The sequence below is a fragment of the Mycobacterium sp. URHD0025 genome, from assembly GCF_000426065.1.
Lineage (GTDB): Bacteria > Actinomycetota > Actinomycetes > Mycobacteriales > Mycobacteriaceae > Mycobacterium.
In genome coordinates, this window is record NZ_AUEQ01000011.1 from 203,648 (window position 1) to 219,504 (window position 15,857).

Genomic DNA, 15,857 nt, shown 5'->3' on the forward strand with positions numbered 1-15,857 from the left:
CCGAGCGTCACGCCATGATGGACAGCATGGTCGACTTCGTGATCCCACCTCCACCGCAGGCGTCACTCCCCGTGAGTAGCGGGCCCGGCCGATTCCCCGTGCGACGGGTGTTCTGCGTGGGGCGCAACTACGCGGCCCACGCGCGCGAAATGGGCAAGGATCCCGACCGGGAGCCGCCGTTCTTCTTCATGAAGCCCGCGGACGCCGTCATCGACGCCGCGGGTACGGTGCCCTACCCGTCGCTCACATCGTCGTTCCACCACGAGATCGAACTCGTGGTCGCACTCGGCGAGGGCGGCCGCGACGTGGCTCCGGCCGACGCGTTGAGCCTGGTCTGGGGCTACGGCGTCGGCGTGGATCTGACCCGCCGCGATCTGCAGGACGACGCCAAGAAGCTGAGCCGCCCGTGGGACTGGGCCAAGGGTTTCGACGCATCCGCACCGTGTACCCCCATCCACCCGGTCGACGAAGTGGGCCATCCGACCAGCGGCGAGATCTGGCTGCGCGTCAACGACGAGCTCAAGCAGCACGGTGACCTCAAGGATCTGATCTGGTCGGTGCCGGAGGTCATCAGCGCGATCTCAACGGCGGTGGACCTCGCGCCCGGCGACCTGATCTACAGCGGAACCCCGGCCGGCGTCGGTCCGATGCGACCCGGCGATGTGGTCTCCGGCGGTGTCACGGACGTCGCGGAGTTCACCTTTACGATCGGCCCAGCAGATCGGCAGCCTGCCGTACCTTCATAGCGCATGACTGACCGTGGAGACATCACCGACGTCTTGCTGCGATATGCCACCGGCATCGACCGTCGGGACTGGCCGCTGTTTCGCACCGTGTTCACCGACGACTGCGTGCTGGACTACGGCGAGATCGGCGCTTGGAACGGCGTGGACGCGGTCACCGAGTTCATGGATCGATCCCACGCGATGGCCGGCCACACCATGCACCGGATGACCAATCACGTCATCGCCATCGAAGGCGACACCGCGACAGCGCGCACCTATGTCGACGCGCTGATCATGGCCCAGGACAACAACTCCGGTGTCAACGCCGTTGGCTTCTACGACGACGAGCTGGTGCGGGCCGCCGGCGGTTGGCGTATCGCGCGTCGGCGCTTCACCCCCGTCCGAGTCACGGCCGTCTGAGGAGTCGTCGATGGAGTTCAAGGACACGTACGGGCCGTGGGCACTGGTGGCCGGCGCCTCCGACGGGGTCGGCTCAGCAATGGCCGAGGAGTTGGCGCGTCGCGGTCTCAACGTGGTGCTGTTGGCCCGACGGCAGGAGGTTCTCGATGCCGTCGCCGCCACGATCCGGGAGCGGACCGGCGTGCAAACCCGCACGCTGGCAATCGATCTGGCTGCGGCCCGGGCTGCCGACGACGTGATCTCAGCCACCTCGGATCTGGACATCGGCTTCCTGGTGTACTGCGCCGGGGCCGATCCCAACTTCACGCCGTTCCTGTCCAGTCCGCTCGAGGCCGCCGAATCGCTCGTGCAGCGCAACTGCATGGTGCCGATGCAGCTGTGCCACCACTACGCACAGCCGATGGTGGAGCGGGGCCGCGGCGGCATCGTCATCTTCGGGTCGGGTGCCGGATTCGCCGGTGGCCCGAACATGGTGGCCTACGGTGCGAGCAAGGCCTTCGACATGGTGTTCGCCGAGGCGCTGTGGACCGAGTTGCACGACAAGGGCATTGACGTGCTCGGCTTGATCCTCGGCAAGACCGACACCCCCGCCCTGCGCAAACTCGAGAACGAACGCGGCCAGATCGACTCGCCGGATCAAACCCCGCCGGGTGCGGCTGCGGTCGATGACGTGGTCGCGACGGCATTCGCCCATCTCACCGAGGGCCCCACCTGCCTGGTGGGCCCAGAGATCCAAGCCGCCGCACAGTTGATGGCGTCGATGAGCCGCAATGACGCCGTGCGCTTCATCGCCCAAGCGGTCGGCACGGCGATGGGCGAGGGAAACTGACTCGTCTATGGACAAGACGATCTCAATTGACCTGAGTGGAACGAAGACAACCGAGCAACTACATGCCGTTTTGAAGAAGACGTTCGGATTCCCGGATTTCTACGGCGGCAACTACCCCGCCTTGGTTGATTGCTGGTCGAGCCTGCGGTATCCCGACGACGGAATGAGCAGCGTTGTCCTCGACGGCTTGGAAGATCGCCTCGAGCTTCATGTCAAGAACTTGGCCTCGTGCCCGGAAAGTGTCGTGCGCACAGTTCTTTCGGCCGTCGAGGCAGTCAACCACAGGGCCCGACTGAACAGCCTGGAAGAACTGATCGTGCTGGTTCTGAACGACCTCACGCATCGAGGCGGATAGGGACGGTCAACGGTCCGCGAATGGCCGGCGTGTCGCGCCACGCGGGCCTGCCGAAGAGCGTCGGGCGGCGTCGCAGAATGTGGCGAAGCGCGGTGGTTATTTCTAACCGGGCCAACGGAGTACCCAGGCAGTAATGGGCTCCGTGACCGAAGGTCAGCGGCGCCGGCCCGGGCCGACCGGGACGGAAGACTGCTGGATCGTCGTACACGGTGGAATCGCGGTTGGCAGCCGCTACACAGGCCAAGACGGTTTCGCCGCGACGAATGTCGACGCCCGCGACGGTCTGGTCAGCGGTGGCAGTGCGCCCCGCCGCTTGGACCGGGCTGTCGAGGCGCAGCAGCTCAGTGATCACTCCCGATTCTGCGGGGTCGATCCCTTCTGCCAGGCATGAGCCTTCTTCATCGGGGCTGAGTAGCCGGATGAGGCCGGAGCCGAGCAGGTTTGCGGTCGTTTCGTGCCCGGCGACCGCGATGAGGATGACGGTGATGACAACTTCGTCGAGTGTCAGACCAGGATCGGCGGCGATATAGCTCAGCAGATCGTCGCGGGGATGGGCGCGCCGGTCAGCCGCGGCGGGCAGCATCTCGGTGAGCAACGCCGCGGCCGCCCCGAGACCGCGTTCGAGTTCTTCCTGATCCGTGAATCCGCCGAGGAGGCGAATGATGGCCGGCGAGTATTCCCGCAATGCCATGCACTGACTGGTGTCCAGCCCGAGCCACGCGCCGATGATCGCGATCGGCAATGGCAGGGCGATGTGCGCCATCGCGTCGAAGGTTTGATCACCTGGAAGCGCGGAAACAGTATCGTGACAGATGGATTCGATGCCCTCGCTGAGCCGGTTGATGAATGCGCGGCCGAACACGTCTCGCACTGCGCCCCGCAGCCGGTCATGGGCAGCGCCGTCGGTGAACAGCATGCTGGCTTCGACAAAAGTCGACGTGAAGAATTCCGCTGTGCCGGCGGCAGCCGTACTCGCGCGAGGGTCGCTCGTCCAGTGCTTTCCAGCGAGCACGTCGCGGGCGGCGTGATAGCCGAGGACCAGCCACGCCTGTGCCGCATCGTCCCAAACAACGGCACCGTCGCGACGCCGCGCGTCGTAGTACCGGTAAGGGTCGGCGGCATCCCAGGGAAGTCGTGGGGTCGTGAGGTCAGGGGTGGTCATGGTGATCCAATCCGCAAGGCAATCCGCGTTCCCGAACCCACGCGTGGTGCAGCTTCCCGAGTTCCGTTGCGGGCGCGGTTATTCCGGACAGGTCTTCGAGGATGGACCGCACGGGAACGGTGGCCCGCAGTCCTGCGGCAATGTGATCGAAGGCGATCTGGAGCCGGGGCAGGAACACAAACTCACGGGTCACCGTCATGTGCGTGGAGTTCGGGTCGCCGAGGTAGGCGCGGAGGCTTCGCGCCATGTGCTCAGGCGTGTAGGTCACAGGTTGCGGCTGGGTGGTCGCGTGTGTCATGTCCGAAACGATGCGACGCAGGTCCTCGTGACTCAGCGATGACTCAGCCGATATCAGCCCCATCTGAAGCATCAGGTCGCGACATTCGTCGTAGCGACCCTCCATTCCCGCATGCATCAACGCGAGGAACAGCCAACGTGGCCGTTCGGCGAACGTCTGAACGCAGCCGAAGTCCAGGCAACCGACAGTGCCGTCCGGGTTGAAAAGAAAGTTGCCGGGATGTGGGTCAACCTGGACGAGATTGCCATGGCGGGACCCACTGTTGATGAATCGGAAGATCACCTCGGCCCACGTATTCCGTAGATCTTGATCGGCGTGTTGGGCTGCGGCCCAATCCATCCCATCGAGATAGGTCATGGTCAGCACCCGCTCACTGGATGCTTCCGCGATGACCTCTGGAATTCGGATGAACGGGTGATCCCGCAGGAGGTCGGCGAATGCGGTGATCATCGCCGCTTCGTGCCGGTAGTCGACTTCCTCGCTGATCCGTGCGGTGATCTCGGCGGCCATCTCCCGGATGTCGACCGTTATCCCAGTGACGGCGGCACCGAGGCGCATGAAGGTGATCAGCAGCTCGGTGTTGGCCAGGTCATCTCGGATCGCCTGTGCCACACCGGGGTATTGAACCTTTACTGCTACCACGCGACCATCCCGCAACACAGCTCGGTGCACTTGCCCGACCGATGCGGCCGCGATCGGCTCATCGTCGAATTCAGTGAAACACTCGGTACCTGAGGCGAGTTCGTCGCGAAGAACGGCGTGTACCAGGCCGGCAGGCATGGGCGGTGCATCGGCCCGCAGCCGAGCCAGCGCCTTCTGATACGGGGCGAACCCGGCGTTGCCGATCGCATCCGCTTCGACCATCGACAGAATCTGGCCGGCCTTCATCAACGCGCCTTTGGAGTGGCCGAGCATCTCGACATAGCGCTCGGCGGTGCGCTCATGAAACCGCTGCACCGCACCGTCGTTCCCGGCCCGCTGCTGCAACCCCGCCACAAGACGCCCACCGGCAGCGCGAGCGGTGAACCCGGCCAGAGGCATGGTCCGCCGGAGCCGGCCCTGCGGTACGCGCTTGTCGTGTTCGGGCATCGAATCGCTCCCACCGAGTTGGACTCGTAGTAAAGTGCATTCATACGCAGAGTAAGTGATCACTTGCAGGAGGTCAACGATGGCGGCCGGATCCACCCGGGAGCGACTGGTCACCGAGGCGATGAAGCTGTTCAGCGACAGGGGCTTCGAAGCCACGAGCGTGTCCCAGATCGAAGCCGCAGCGGGCCTGTCCGCCGGATCGGGGGCCCTGTACCGGCATTTCAAATCCAAGGACGCGCTCCTATCAGCCGGTATCGACCGCCAACTGGACCGACGCTCAGCCATGCAGGACATCCGCGCACTCTTCGCCGGACTCGGGGATCTACACAGCGAACTGACCGTGCTGGGTCGCTACGTGCTCACGGTCATCGACCAGGAAAGCGAACTGCTCCAGATCGCCGCCCGCACGCCCGCAGGATTGTCCGACCGCCTCGATACCGCTTACGCTGCGCTCGTCGACGGGCTGTGCGAAGAACTGAATGGATGGATCAGCGTCTGGGCGCCGGACAAGTCGCCTGAACAGACGAGGGTTCTGGCGGCACTCGGGATCAACAGCCTGCTCGGAGAGCGCTTCTCCTCCAACCTATTCCGTCGTTCGACGGCGCCCTCGACCGATGACGAGTACCTGAAGGAGTGGACGGCCACCCTCGCAGCGCGCGTCCGATCGCTCGGCTGACTGCCGGGACGAAGGCTTCGTAGGCGCGGGAACGCCGTGGCGTTCGTCAATCTCACCGAGGACCCGACATGCGTGGTGAGCATAGGGATTCAGGCCGCGGCCCAGTTGACGGCTTCGGTGCTACGCAATGACGTGGTGCGGTTCATCGCACTGGTCGTCCCCGCAGGGACGGGTGATACCTAGGGTCCGCGTGCTGGGTTGGTTGTGAGGGCGTGGTGGTCGTTGGGTGGCCATGGGTCGGGGTCGTCGTATGCGTAGGAGGCTTCGAGTTGTTCGGTTGGTGGTGAGTCGTGGAGCAGTTCCCAGCCGGGCGGGATAGCGGGGTTAAACGGCTCAGGGGCGGTCGGGTCTGGGTCAGATGAGTCTGGGTTCCAGAGGTATTCCGCACTGAGTGGGGTAAATGTGGGCTGGTCGACGTCGGTGTCGAAGTCTGTGTCGCACTGCGGGTTCCATTCCTGGTCCCAGTCGTCCCAGTGCGGTTCGGGTACACGGTCAGGCGCCAGCGCCCAGTCGGGGTCCGGATCCCGGTACGGCGCCGGCTCGCAGCCCGGGTGGTCAGTAGCGGTGAGGTCCGGCGCAGGTTCTGGTCCCGTTGTGGGTTCTGGGGCCGGTGCGGGGTCTGCTTCGGGTGGGGTGAGCAGTAGTTCGGGGCGGTGGTGGTAGTTGATGCGGTGTTGGCCGTGATCCAGCCCGGGTGGTGGGTGCCATTCGACGTTGCCGTCGGGGTTGATGGTGGTGCTGTAGCCACCGTCGGCGTGCACCATCCGGTTATCGGGCCCACACGCCAAGGTCATCTCATCGACATTGGTGTTACCACCCTCAGCCCAATCGGTCACCGCGTGATGCACCTGGGAACCGTAAGCACCCACGCTGCAGCACGGTTTGGTGCAGCCCCCATCGCGGGCGATCAACATGATCCGCTGCGCCGGGCTGGCAATACGCCGGGCCCGGAAATAGTTCAGCGCCGCCCCGGTGGCTTGATCGAAAACCGCCAAATGATGATGGGCGTGACCGGCCATTCGGATGACGTCTTGGATCGGCAGTTTGGTGCCCCCACCGCTGACACCGATCCCGGCGCGGCTCTCGAGGTCTTGCAGGGTGGTGCGGATGATCACCGACACCGGTAGCCCGTTGAGCTGACCCAGATCCCCACTCATCAACGCGATCCGTCCGATCACCAGCAGCGCGTCGTGTTGGCGTTGAGCCAGACTGCGGTGATCGTGATCAATCTGAGCTTGGCTGGGGGTGCCAGTAGTGCACGGTTCGTCATCATCGGGGTTGCACATCCCCGGCGCGGCGAGCTTGGCGAAGAGCACTTCATACACCGCAGCGGTCTCGGGGGTCATGTTGCCGGTCAGCGCGGTCATCGCATCACGGCCCTGCTTGGTCATGTTGACGCCGCGTTTGCGGGCACGTTCAGTGTCGTCGGGTTCGGGTCCGTCCTGATCCAGCAGAAACAGGCGTAGTTCGGCGGTGTCTTTGAGTTCTTTGGGCCCGACCCCGACCGCGACCCGCACCAGGTCCGCTTCGAACTGTTCGCGGGTGGCCTGGTCGACGAAGACGGGCAGATCGTCCACCGCGTCGCGCAGCACTTTGACGTGATCACCAGTGAGCAACCCAGCATTTTGGGCGGCAGCCACCACCGGTAACACCGGCGCCAACGGTTCCCCGGTCAGGGCACGCCGCGGCCCCAACACCGCCGCCTCGGCCAGCCGACGACCGGCTTCAGCAGACGACAGCCGCCACCTAATCCGCAGCACCGCGTTCCACGATTTGGCACCCAACTCGCGCGGGGTGGTGTCGGCTTGCAGCTGGGCCAGCATCCGATGCAGCGGCCCCGGCAACTGACACATCAGCGTCTCGTAGTCGTCGAGCACCGAAAGCAGCTCAGCGCGGGTCAACGCCCCGACATCACAGGCGGCAAAGGCGTCGAACGCGGCCCGCAACCCCGCCACCGCCTCGACCGCACCCGCCTCCATGACTCGAACATACATTCGACCACCGACAAATACGGTCGGGCTCCGGCAGGCTAGCCGACTCGGTCCGGTGCCCAGTACTCCAGCATCTCGGCGAAGGTCTCGAACGCAGGCTTGGAGACTCCGTAGGCGGCCTCGAAGTGGATGCTCAACGGGAAGCCGAGCTCGGCCACCCCGTCGATCACCCGCTTGTAGAGATCGAGCATGAGCTTGCGCTTTTCGGCCGGGTCGATCGCGGCCAGTTGACTCACGAACTCCTGCTCGGCAGCGACGGCAGGATTGCCCGGGTCTTGGATGAGCCAGTTGATCAGACCGATCTTGGTCTCCAGCTTCGGCACGAAACCGAAGGACAGCAGGATCTCGGGCCGGTGGTCGGTGGTCTTGGCGAACTCGCTCAGGTATCCGACGATGGCGTCGGAGTACAGCAGCTGGGTCATTCCGTAGGTGGCGCCCTGCTCGCACTTGAAGTTGAACCGACCCTGCTCGCCGTCGCGGGTGGGGATCAGGATGGCGCCACGATTGGGCACCAGGTCCTCATAGATCGACAGGGCATCGGTGGGCGCGACACCCTCGCCCTCGCCGTCCTTCATGGTGCGGGGCACGCCGACGAAGGCGATGCCGTCGAAACCGGCCCCACTGAGGTCGGTCAGACGCTTACCCAGCGACTCCTGGTCCAGGAACGAGGTGACCTGAGTGCACAGGCCGCGCATGCCGGGCAGCTCGGGCCGCAGGATGTTCCAGTAGTCCAGGACATCCATCCGAGGCTTCATCTCGATCGGGCGGTCATCGTCCTCGTCGATCATCCCGGGAATCATGACGTGCTGTATCCGGCCTTCGATGCCCGTTTCGGCGGCCAAGGCGAGCACTTTCCGCGCCTCGTCGACGGGGTACTGCACGCCGCGCTCCAGGTTCGGCGGAACGAGTTCCAGCGCGATGGTGTTCAGGGGCACCTATTGCTCCACATCTGACGACATACCTACCCGGCGGGCGGGCCACGTTGCCCGTCACGGACCAACGCCCGCATGCCACCGGACACTCCACATTACGGAGCCGGGCCGGCAACCGCGACGGTACCTCCACTCAACGCCGCATTTCGGGCTGCATACGGTGCCTGGCTAACTAGAGTCCGGTTCCAAGGCGGGTGGCCGTGGCGTCGTCGCGGCACGGTTCGCCCGTGGTAGACCTCGTGCATGGCTGAGCGCGTCACATTCCCCAGTTCGACGGGTCCCACGCTGGCCGGTGTGATCGACCGGCCCGAGGGGGCGGTGCGGGGCTGGGGCGTGTTTTCGCACGGTTTCACCCTCGGCAAGGACTCCCCCGCCGCGTCGCGCATCTGCAAGCAGCTGGCCGCCGACGGCATCGGAATGCTGCGCTTCGATGCGCTTGGCCTGGGCGATTCGGGAGGCGACTGGGGCGACGGTTCGTTCACGGTCAAGGTCAACGACGTCATCGCGGCGTGCACGTTCATGGCCGAACGCGGTACGTCCGCCGACATCCTGATCGGGCATTCGTGGGGCGGCTCGGCGGCCATCGCCGCGGCCCGGCAATCCCCCGGCGTGCGGGCCGTGGTGACCGTCGGCGCGCCGTTCGACGTCGGCCATGTCGAGCATCAGTACGACGCGTGCCTGGAGCAGGTCTTCGCCGAGGGCAGCGGCCAGTGGATGGTCGGCGGCAAGACGCTCACCCTCAAGCGCGCGTTCGTCGAGGACGTTCGGATCGCCGAGCTGCGCGACAAGATCGAGGCCCTCAAGATGCCGTTGCTCATCCTGCACTCACCGACCGACAACACCGTCAGCATCCAGAACGCCAGCGACATCTTCTGGGCCGCTCGCCATCCGCGGAGCTTCGTCTCATTGGAAGGGTCCGAGCACCTGCTGACCGGGCCCGGGCAGGCCAAACGCGCCGGACGGATCATCGGTGCCTGGGCCGACGCCTACGTCGATGTGCGATAGCGTCGCTACATGTCTGACGCAGCCACTCAGATCGCCTTCGTGCAAGCCACCTGGCATCGCAACATCGTGGACAAGGCCCGCGAGGGATTCAGCGCACAGATCCGTACCCACGGTATCGACGACGACGCGCTGCAGTTCTTCGAGGTGCCCGGCGCCTTCGAAATTCCGCTCACCGCAAAGCGTCTGGCACTGTCCGGTCGTTACCGGGCGATCGTCGCGGCCGGGCTCGTGGTCGACGGCGGCATCTACCGCCACGACTTCGTGGCCGGTGCGGTGATCGACGGGCTGATGCGCGTGCAACTCGACACCGACATACCGGTGTTCTCGGTGGTGCTCACCCCGCACCATTTCCACGAACACGACGAGCACATCGACTACTTCACCAAGCACTTCGTCAAGAAGGGCGCCGAGGCCGCCAACGCCGTGGCGGCCACTCTGGCCCTACACAGCACATTGGGCTAGTTGCCGGTGGCGCGGGCCGGATCAGTCGCGCACCAGGGCGTCGCGGCCGGCCCGGATCATGTCCTCCCGCGGGACCACCTTCACGCGTTCGCGGCCCTGTACCTCGCCCAGCGACACCTCGCGAGCGTCGAGTCGCTCCCACTCGGCCCAGGTGGTGTAGTCGACACCATTGGCGGCCAGATGCGCGAGTATCGCGTCAGGGTCACCGGTTTCGGGGACGCGGAGACCCGACAGGTCGTTGAGCAGACTCGTGACGGTCTCGGCCGCATCGGACTTGGTGTGCCCGATCAAGCCGATCGGCCCGCGTTTGATCCATCCCGTCACGTACGTGGCGTCGATCAACCCTCCGTCGATGTCGAGCACCCGCCCGGCGTCATTCGGCACCACCCCGGCGTGGTGGTCGAACGGCAGGTCCGCCAGATGAGTGGACATGTAGCCGACGGCACGGTACACGGCCTCGACCGGCCAGTCGGTGAATTCTCCTGTACCGCGGACATTTCCGTCTCCGCGGAGCTCGGTTCGTTCGGTACGAAGGCCGGCGACACGATCCGTGCCCAACACCGCCACCGGCGATTGGCACAGGTGGAGATGGATCCGGTGCGGCGCACCCGTCGGTTCCCGCTGCAGATACTTCATCATGGTGTCCACCACGAGTCTGGTCGACTTGCTCGTGTTGATGGCGTGCTGGCTGGCCTCGTCGATCTCGAAGCCTTCGGGATGCACGATGACGTCGATGCTCGGTGAGTGTGACAACTCACGAAACTCCATGGGGCTGAACTTGATCTGTGCCGGCCCGCGACGGGCGAAGACATGGACGTCGGTGGCCTGGTTGGCGGCAAGGCCCTGGTAGACGTTGCCGGGGATCTCGGTGCCGAGCTGTTCGTCGGCCGGCTTCGCGAGCATCCGGGCGATGTCGAGCGCCACGTTGCCCGCGCCGAGTACCGCGACGTGTTTCGCGGTCAGCGGCCAGGTGCGGGGCACATCGGGATGCCCGTCGTACCAGGACACGAAGTCGGCAGCGCCGTAGCTTCCCGGCAGGTCGATACCCGGGATGTCGAGCGCCCGGTCAGCCCTGGCCCCGGTGGAGAAGATCACCGCGTCATAGTGTCGCCGGAGGTCGGCAAGTCGAAGGTCCGTGCCGTAGTGGACATTGCCGATGAAACGCACGCTGTTCTCGTCACGGGAGAGCACCCGGCGCAGCGCCTTGATGATCTCCTTGATCCGCGGGTGATCCGGGGCGACGCCGTACCGCACGAGCCCGTAGGGAGCAGGCAGCCGGTCGAATACGTCGACGCGTGCGTGCTCGTATTCCTTGGTCAGGATGTCCGCCGCATAGATACCTGCCGGACCCGCTCCGATGACCGCTACCTGGATCTTCCTCATGACCGCCCTTACGTATTTAGGTAAGGCAAGCCTAAATAGAGGTGTGGATCCCGCAAGACCTCCCCGACGAGATCCCCGTCACCCCGAGGTGGCGCGGCGAACGTGCCCGGCGATGTGCTCGTAGGCCTTTCGGGTGACCTCGACGTCGTCGCTCATGATGTTGTAGCCGTGGTCGACGCCGGGCACTTCGTGATACTCGGCCAGCGAGCCGACAGCGTCGAGTTTCTGGGCGTACCGCCAGGCCTCGTCACGCAACCGGTCGTACTCGGCCGTGACGATGAGCGCCGGTGCGATGCCCTCGACCCCGTCGGCATTGGCGCCCCAGGCCGGGGACGCCAGGCGGTCGTTGCGACGGGCCCGCTCGGGTATGTAGGCGGTGTCGAACACCTCCCCCATCCAGGGCTTCATCACGGCCTTGGCGCCCAACGGCGAACGCTTGTCCTTGGTGGCGGTAACCAGGTCCAGCGGCGGGTAGTGGAGAACCTGAAGCGCGATCCGCGGGCCGCCGTTCTCCAGAGCCAGCCGGGCGGCCGCCGCGGACAGGCTGCCGCCCGCGCTCTGCCCTCCGACACACAACCGGCTGCCATCCCAGTCGCGCTCGGGCGCGGAGGCCCAGCCCAGAACGTCATAGACCTGTTCGACCGGGGTGGGAAACCGGCGGTGCGGGGCAAGAAGGTAATCGACGTTGACCACAACGACATTCGCGTGGGCGGCGAGAAAACGGCACCACGGGTCATCCTGCTCGCGGTGCCCGACGACAAAGCCGCCGCCGTGCACGTTCACGTACACCGCAGGCTTCGCCCCGCCGGCCTCGGGGTGATACACCGTCGCGGCGACCTTCCCGTGACGGGTCGGGATGTCGACAAGCGTTGTCCGCCCCGGGATTTCGGGAAACCTCACGCCGGGTTTCGGAGCGGGGTTGATGGCTGCGGAGAACAACCGTGCCAGGCCATCGGCCAGCATCGGTGTGGACAGTATGGACACGGGTTCCTTCGAATGAGCGGTATCGCCAACAAAATCGCACTCGACGGTACCCGTGGTCGCGTAGTTCAGCTGAGCGTGTCCGACGGGTTCTCGCCGAACGTGCGGCGGTAGGCAGCGGAGAATCGTCCGGTATGGGCGAATCCCCAGCGGGCCGCGACGGCTTGCACGGTCGTCGTCGCAGGATCGGCCGTGAGCAGCTGCCGGCGGGCGTGGTCCAGGCGCACCCGGCGCAGGTATCCCATCGGGGACACGTCGAGGTGACGTCGGAACGCGTATTGCAGCGCACGCGGCGTGACATACACCGCGTCCGCAATATCGGTCAGTGCGATATCGCGGTCAGCGTTCGCTTCGATGTACGCGATGGCCCGCCGCAGCAGTGCCGGCGTCGCGTCGCGCCGGTCGGCCGAGCCGGGTTCCAGCCCGGCATTGGTGGGCATGGTGGAGACCACGGTCGCCGCCAGCATCGCCGCAGTGGTCGATGCGATCAGGGGCGGAACAGGCCCGCTCCTGCCCTGCACCACCGAGCGCACGTACTCGATCGCCACGCTGAGTTGGTAGCCCGCCTGCGGCGATATCGGACGGTGTCCCGTCAATCGCACAGCTTCAGCCCGCTTGCCGGGCTCCGTCGTCGCGACGCGGCCGAGCAGTTCGGCGTCGAACATCGTCAGGTCATAGCGGGCTCGACACACCCGGCCCGAGTAGGGAAGCTCCGGCGGCGAGTACAAGGTGACGTCCCCTGGACCGAAGACATCCTGCGGCTCGCCGATGAAGTTCTCCTCGATACGGCCCGAATGCACTCTGCACAGACAGACCCGGTTCAGCGGACCAGCGGAGTAGGACATGTGGTAGTCGAGCTCGAGTTCATCGAAACTGATGGGCCCCAGCCACTTTCGGACGACGCGCGCGGTCGGGCGCTCACCGCGCCCACGGCCGATGGACATCTTCGTGTAGGCGCGCGCCAGGAAGTCCTCGGTAGCGCCGAGGTCCGCACTCGTGAAATCCAGGTCTTCGTTCGCCGTCATCACGCTTCGCTCGAGGTGGCTTCTCCGGGCGCGGTCGCAGCCCCGAGAAACCTATCTTACCTGCGTCGCTTACGTTGTAAACGGTTATGTGCGGAGTCCGCCGCGTGAGTCAGCCAGACCCGGCCGTCAGCCCTCCTACGCCGACGACAGGCAGCCGATGATCCTCGAAGACCCTCAGTAGTGGACGTAGCGCATATCCGGCCACCACATGCCAGACGGCGTGCGTCTGGTCGCACTCGTCGGCGAATGCCAACAGCTCGCGGAAGCCCTTGACCGACATGAAATCGACCGACCGGAGGTCCAGCACGAAGGGGATTCCGGGCCGGGTGAGCCGGCGGATCGCCGCGACCAGCCGATCCGAGTTGCAGAAGTCGACTTCCCCCTCGACCACCAGCACGGTGGCCGGGCCACGGATGTGCGCCGAAACCCGGGCCCCGGCGCAGTCGATGACGCCCGCATCCGAGGAACGAACCGGTCGCAGCCGACCAGGGTAGTGAGCAGCAGTCATGATGACGCTCCATCGCCTAGTAACAGGGGGCGAGGTGATCCTCGACCACGTGACCGGCTGTGTCCTCAACCGCTTCGAGGTTATCGCGATCCGCTGCCGGCTGTAATAGACCGGAATGGATATGGATGACGACGAGCCAGCTGCCAATCTGACGGAATCACTTCCCTGACAACGGCTTTTACCGACAGAGCGCAATCCAGGGATTGATCAGAACTTCGTTTTCCGGATAGCGACGCCGTCCGGCACCTTCGCTTTTCGGACTACCGGCAGGCCCTCTACGGCCCGCGAGCAGCGGGTCGTACCGGAATGACGCGTGTCAGCTCTGTGCGACGATCTAGACGTGGTCACCCACAAGCCACTACGGCGACGACAACCCGTGCAGGAGCGCAGCAGACGACGTGTCGAACGAATCCGCGCGGCAGCCCTCGAGCTGCTCGAGACCCAGGGCGTGGACGCTGTCACCACTCGGGCCATCGCCCAGCGTGCCGATGTCCCGGTGGCGACCGTCTATCAGTTCTTCCCGAACCGCGACGCGATCCTGCAGGAGATCGTCTCCGACCACCTCGACCGGCGTGACGCCGAGGGCGCGGCGATATTGGCCGCGCTCGCCCCGACAAGCTTGGCCGAGGTCGCGCACGGGATCTTCGAATTCCACTATGAGCACCTGCGCAACCATCCACACCTGGTCAACCTGCACTACACCAGCCTGGCCACCGGTCTGCTCGCCGACCCGCGCGCCCGCCGCGCGGAATTCGCCAACGCCCTGCACGGCGCACTGCTGCACTGGGGGCTGCTGCGCGAAGGCACGGATCCCTTGGTCACGGCGGTCGCCGTGGAGATCGGCGATCGCCTGTTGCAGATGGCTTTCCACGCCGGCCCGGACAAGGACCGCGCCATCCTCACCGAGGCCGAGCGGGCATTGACCCAGTACCTGCAGACCTACGCGGCGCCCACCGCCTGATCGATTGCGCGGCCATATTTGGCCAAGGCGAATCGGGCAAGGGTGCCGACAAACCGATCGAGCCGGCTGGGCCGGGCGCTCGACCCCGGGCCGGAGATCCACTGCGTGCCGCGACGTTCGAGCGTCAGAGCCGCGACCGGCTCGTCGAATACCGGGGTCGCGACGCCGGGCGCCGACGCGCTGCGCCAGTCCTCGACGAGGTGCACCTGCAGCAACCGGCCGTCGAGTCGGCGCACCCGCACCGACGAGGCTGTCACCGAGACGGTGAGGATCGTGGTCGCGAAGTTGCCGCCGATGCCCACCTGAACAGCACCGTCGACCACCGGAACGGTGAGGCGAAGCGTCCCCGGGCCGAGTTGGTCCACAAGCCGGTCGAGATCGGCACCGCCCAGAGCTGACGAACACGCGCACATACTGTTAATGATTATCATTTTCAAACCCTTGCCCTCAACCGCGCGGGCAAGTGCGCTGCTCAAGCCGCCGTCAGCGGATCAGCGACGCGCGCCGGTGCCACCGACCTCGGCGGCAAGCGGCGGTGGCAGCGGGGTGGCCGGCGCGGGCGACGCGGTCGCGGGCGCCGGGGCCGCACCCGGAGACTTCGGCGAATCCGCCGGGGCGGGTCCACCCGGGCGGTGGAAGTCGACCATCGCCTCCTCGCGGATCACCTTCTCCCCCACGCTGAGCACCAGCGACTTCGAAGTCACCAGGTATTCGATGCCGGCGTTCTCCACTCGAAATGCGCCGTCGTCGTTGCGGACCGCCGGCACGATCAGCTTCGCGCCGTCACGCAACCGCACACCGCGGTACTCGAACTTGCCGCCCGACACCGAGCAGATCGCCACCCGGGAGGCGTCCGTGCTGCCGAACAGAACGGTCGCGTCGGCGCTGGCGCACCGAGCCGTGGAGTCGACGTAGCCCCTGGCATCAGTAGCCGGGGCGGCCGAGGCCGACGGAACACTCACCGCGAGCAACGAGACACCCGCCGTCACCGCAGCGGTGAGACAGCGACGCGGGGACCAGGCACCAGACATCGATACCACTGAACCACGGGTTTG

General features: G+C 65.8%; 19 protein-coding genes. 9 read left to right on the forward strand and 10 right to left on the reverse strand.

What is annotated here, in order from left to right; all coding sequences use genetic code 11:
• Positions 1-14 precede the first annotated feature (14 nt).
• The 4 genes from H977_RS0117910 to H977_RS0117925 are packed head-to-tail and all read left to right on the forward strand — an operon-like array spanning position 15 to position 2,329.
• A complete protein-coding gene (locus H977_RS0117910) occupies positions 15-746 on the forward strand; it encodes a fumarylacetoacetate hydrolase family protein (protein WP_231395990.1) in 732 nt (243 codons plus the stop codon).
• Positions 747-749: 3 nt separating this feature from the next.
• Complete coding sequence (locus H977_RS0117915; protein ID WP_029109145.1) at positions 750-1,145, forward strand: nuclear transport factor 2 family protein; 396 nt, start codon at positions 750-752, stop codon at positions 1,143-1,145.
• Between the two features lie 10 nt (positions 1,146-1,155).
• On the forward strand, positions 1,156-1,974 hold the full coding sequence (locus H977_RS0117920; RefSeq protein ID WP_029109146.1) for an SDR family NAD(P)-dependent oxidoreductase: 819 nt from the start codon (positions 1,156-1,158) through the stop codon (positions 1,972-1,974).
• A 7-nt stretch (positions 1,975-1,981) separates the two neighbouring features.
• A complete protein-coding gene (locus tag H977_RS0117925) occupies positions 1,982-2,329 on the forward strand; it encodes a barstar family protein (protein ID WP_029109147.1) in 348 nt (115 codons plus the stop codon).
• Here the strand turns inward: H977_RS0117925 and H977_RS0117930 are convergent.
• The gene (locus tag H977_RS0117930; RefSeq protein WP_029109148.1) at positions 2,310-3,491 is read right to left on the reverse strand and encodes a cytochrome P450; all 1,182 of its coding nucleotides are present in this window, start codon (positions 3,489-3,491) and stop codon (positions 2,310-2,312) included. The genes H977_RS0117925 and H977_RS0117930 overlap by 20 nt on opposite strands.
• Positions 3,478-4,878, reverse strand: a complete 1,401-nt coding sequence (locus H977_RS0117935; RefSeq protein ID WP_029109149.1) for an ABC1 kinase family protein — start codon at positions 4,876-4,878, stop codon at positions 3,478-3,480. The genes H977_RS0117930 and H977_RS0117935 overlap by 14 nt, the downstream gene beginning before the upstream one ends.
• A gap of 79 nt (positions 4,879-4,957) precedes the next feature.
• Between H977_RS0117935 and H977_RS0117940 the strand changes: the two genes are divergently transcribed.
• Complete coding sequence (locus tag H977_RS0117940) at positions 4,958-5,554, forward strand: TetR/AcrR family transcriptional regulator (protein WP_029109150.1); 597 nt, start codon at positions 4,958-4,960, stop codon at positions 5,552-5,554.
• A 36-nt stretch (positions 5,555-5,590) separates the two neighbouring features.
• A complete protein-coding gene (locus tag H977_RS35360; protein WP_155946701.1) occupies positions 5,591-5,737 on the forward strand; it encodes a hypothetical protein in 147 nt (48 codons plus the stop codon).
• Here H977_RS35360 and H977_RS33415 read toward each other — a convergent pair.
• Both H977_RS33415 and H977_RS0117955 read right to left on the reverse strand, forming a co-directional pair.
• Entirely contained in the window at positions 5,734-7,548 is a 1,815-nt protein-coding gene (locus H977_RS33415; RefSeq protein WP_081681762.1) for an HNH endonuclease signature motif containing protein, read from the reverse strand. The genes H977_RS35360 and H977_RS33415 overlap by 4 nt on opposite strands.
• 35 nt (positions 7,549-7,583) lie before the next feature.
• Entirely contained in the window at positions 7,584-8,480 is an 897-nt protein-coding gene (locus H977_RS0117955; RefSeq protein WP_029109151.1) for a mycobacterial-type methylenetetrahydrofolate reductase, read from the reverse strand.
• A 240-nt stretch (positions 8,481-8,720) separates the two neighbouring features.
• On the opposite strand from H977_RS0117955, the gene H977_RS0117960 reads away from it, so the two are divergent.
• Entirely contained in the window at positions 8,721-9,482 is a 762-nt protein-coding gene (locus H977_RS0117960) for an alpha/beta hydrolase family protein (protein ID WP_029109152.1), read from the forward strand.
• A gap of 9 nt (positions 9,483-9,491) precedes the next feature.
• Positions 9,492-9,944 carry a 6,7-dimethyl-8-ribityllumazine synthase gene (locus H977_RS0117965; RefSeq protein WP_029109153.1) on the forward strand — a complete coding sequence of 151 codons (453 nt, stop codon included), beginning with the start codon at positions 9,492-9,494 and terminating at the stop codon, positions 9,942-9,944.
• A gap of 21 nt (positions 9,945-9,965) precedes the next feature.
• On the opposite strand, the gene H977_RS0117970 is transcribed toward H977_RS0117965, so the two are convergent.
• From H977_RS0117970 to H977_RS33420, 4 genes are all read right to left on the reverse strand, one after another.
• Positions 9,966-11,327, reverse strand: coding sequence for an FAD-dependent oxidoreductase (locus H977_RS0117970; RefSeq protein ID WP_029109154.1), 1,362 nt, complete (start codon positions 11,325-11,327; stop codon positions 9,966-9,968).
• Positions 11,328-11,405: 78 nt separating this feature from the next.
• The gene (locus H977_RS0117975) at positions 11,406-12,311 is read right to left on the reverse strand and encodes an alpha/beta hydrolase fold domain-containing protein (protein ID WP_081681763.1); all 906 of its coding nucleotides are present in this window, start codon (positions 12,309-12,311) and stop codon (positions 11,406-11,408) included.
• A 65-nt stretch (positions 12,312-12,376) separates the two neighbouring features.
• Positions 12,377-13,333, reverse strand: a complete 957-nt coding sequence (locus H977_RS0117980) for a helix-turn-helix transcriptional regulator (RefSeq protein WP_029109156.1) — start codon at positions 13,331-13,333, stop codon at positions 12,377-12,379.
• Positions 13,334-13,442: 109 nt separating this feature from the next.
• Positions 13,443-13,841, reverse strand: coding sequence for an STAS domain-containing protein (locus tag H977_RS33420; RefSeq protein WP_051288917.1), 399 nt, complete (start codon positions 13,839-13,841; stop codon positions 13,443-13,445).
• Positions 13,842-14,181: 340 nt separating this feature from the next.
• Here H977_RS33420 and H977_RS0117995 point away from each other — a divergent pair, with 340 nt between their 5' ends.
• Positions 14,182-14,802, forward strand: coding sequence for a TetR/AcrR family transcriptional regulator (locus H977_RS0117995; protein WP_029109157.1), 621 nt, complete (start codon positions 14,182-14,184; stop codon positions 14,800-14,802).
• Here the strand turns inward: H977_RS0117995 and H977_RS0118000 are convergent.
• Together H977_RS0118000 and H977_RS0118005 are read right to left on the reverse strand one after the other, a co-directional pair.
• Positions 14,781-15,215 (reverse strand): hypothetical protein, encoded by a 435-nt coding sequence (locus tag H977_RS0118000; RefSeq protein WP_029109158.1) that lies wholly within the window; start codon positions 15,213-15,215, stop codon positions 14,781-14,783. The genes H977_RS0117995 and H977_RS0118000 overlap by 22 nt on opposite strands.
• A gap of 78 nt (positions 15,216-15,293) precedes the next feature.
• Positions 15,294-15,833, reverse strand: coding sequence for a hypothetical protein (locus H977_RS0118005; RefSeq protein WP_029109159.1), 540 nt, complete (start codon positions 15,831-15,833; stop codon positions 15,294-15,296).
• Positions 15,834-15,857 lie beyond the last annotated feature (24 nt).

Bases quoted from the DNA above. Each gene is read 5' to 3' on its own strand.
- H977_RS0117910 (WP_231395990.1), top strand. From the start codon at position 15: ATGATGGACAGCATGGTCGACTTCGTGATCCCACCTCCACCGCAGGCG.
- H977_RS0117915 (WP_029109145.1), top strand. From the start codon at position 750: ATGACTGACCGTGGAGACATCACCGACGTCTTGCTGCGATATGCCACC.
- H977_RS0117920 (WP_029109146.1), top strand. From the start codon at position 1,156: ATGGAGTTCAAGGACACGTACGGGCCGTGGGCACTGGTGGCCGGCGCC.
- H977_RS0117925 (WP_029109147.1), top strand. From the start codon at position 1,982: ATGGACAAGACGATCTCAATTGACCTGAGTGGAACGAAGACAACCGAG.
- H977_RS0117930 (WP_029109148.1), bottom strand. From the start codon at position 3,491: ATGACCACCCCTGACCTCACGACCCCACGACTTCCCTGGGATGCCGCC.
- H977_RS0117935 (WP_029109149.1), bottom strand. From the start codon at position 4,878: ATGCCCGAACACGACAAGCGCGTACCGCAGGGCCGGCTCCGGCGGACC.
- H977_RS0117940 (WP_029109150.1), top strand. From the start codon at position 4,958: ATGGCGGCCGGATCCACCCGGGAGCGACTGGTCACCGAGGCGATGAAG.
- H977_RS33415 (WP_081681762.1), bottom strand. From the start codon at position 7,548: ATGTATGTTCGAGTCATGGAGGCGGGTGCGGTCGAGGCGGTGGCGGGG.
- H977_RS0117960 (WP_029109152.1), top strand. From the start codon at position 8,721: ATGGCTGAGCGCGTCACATTCCCCAGTTCGACGGGTCCCACGCTGGCC.
- H977_RS0117965 (WP_029109153.1), top strand. From the start codon at position 9,492: ATGTCTGACGCAGCCACTCAGATCGCCTTCGTGCAAGCCACCTGGCAT.
- H977_RS0117970 (WP_029109154.1), bottom strand. From the start codon at position 11,327: ATGAGGAAGATCCAGGTAGCGGTCATCGGAGCGGGTCCGGCAGGTATC.
- H977_RS0117980 (WP_029109156.1), bottom strand. From the start codon at position 13,333: ATGACGGCGAACGAAGACCTGGATTTCACGAGTGCGGACCTCGGCGCT.
- H977_RS33420 (WP_051288917.1), bottom strand. From the start codon at position 13,841: ATGACTGCTGCTCACTACCCTGGTCGGCTGCGACCGGTTCGTTCCTCG.
- H977_RS0118000 (WP_029109158.1), bottom strand. From the start codon at position 15,215: ATGTGCGCGTGTTCGTCAGCTCTGGGCGGTGCCGATCTCGACCGGCTT.
- H977_RS0118005 (WP_029109159.1), bottom strand. From the start codon at position 15,833: ATGTCTGGTGCCTGGTCCCCGCGTCGCTGTCTCACCGCTGCGGTGACG.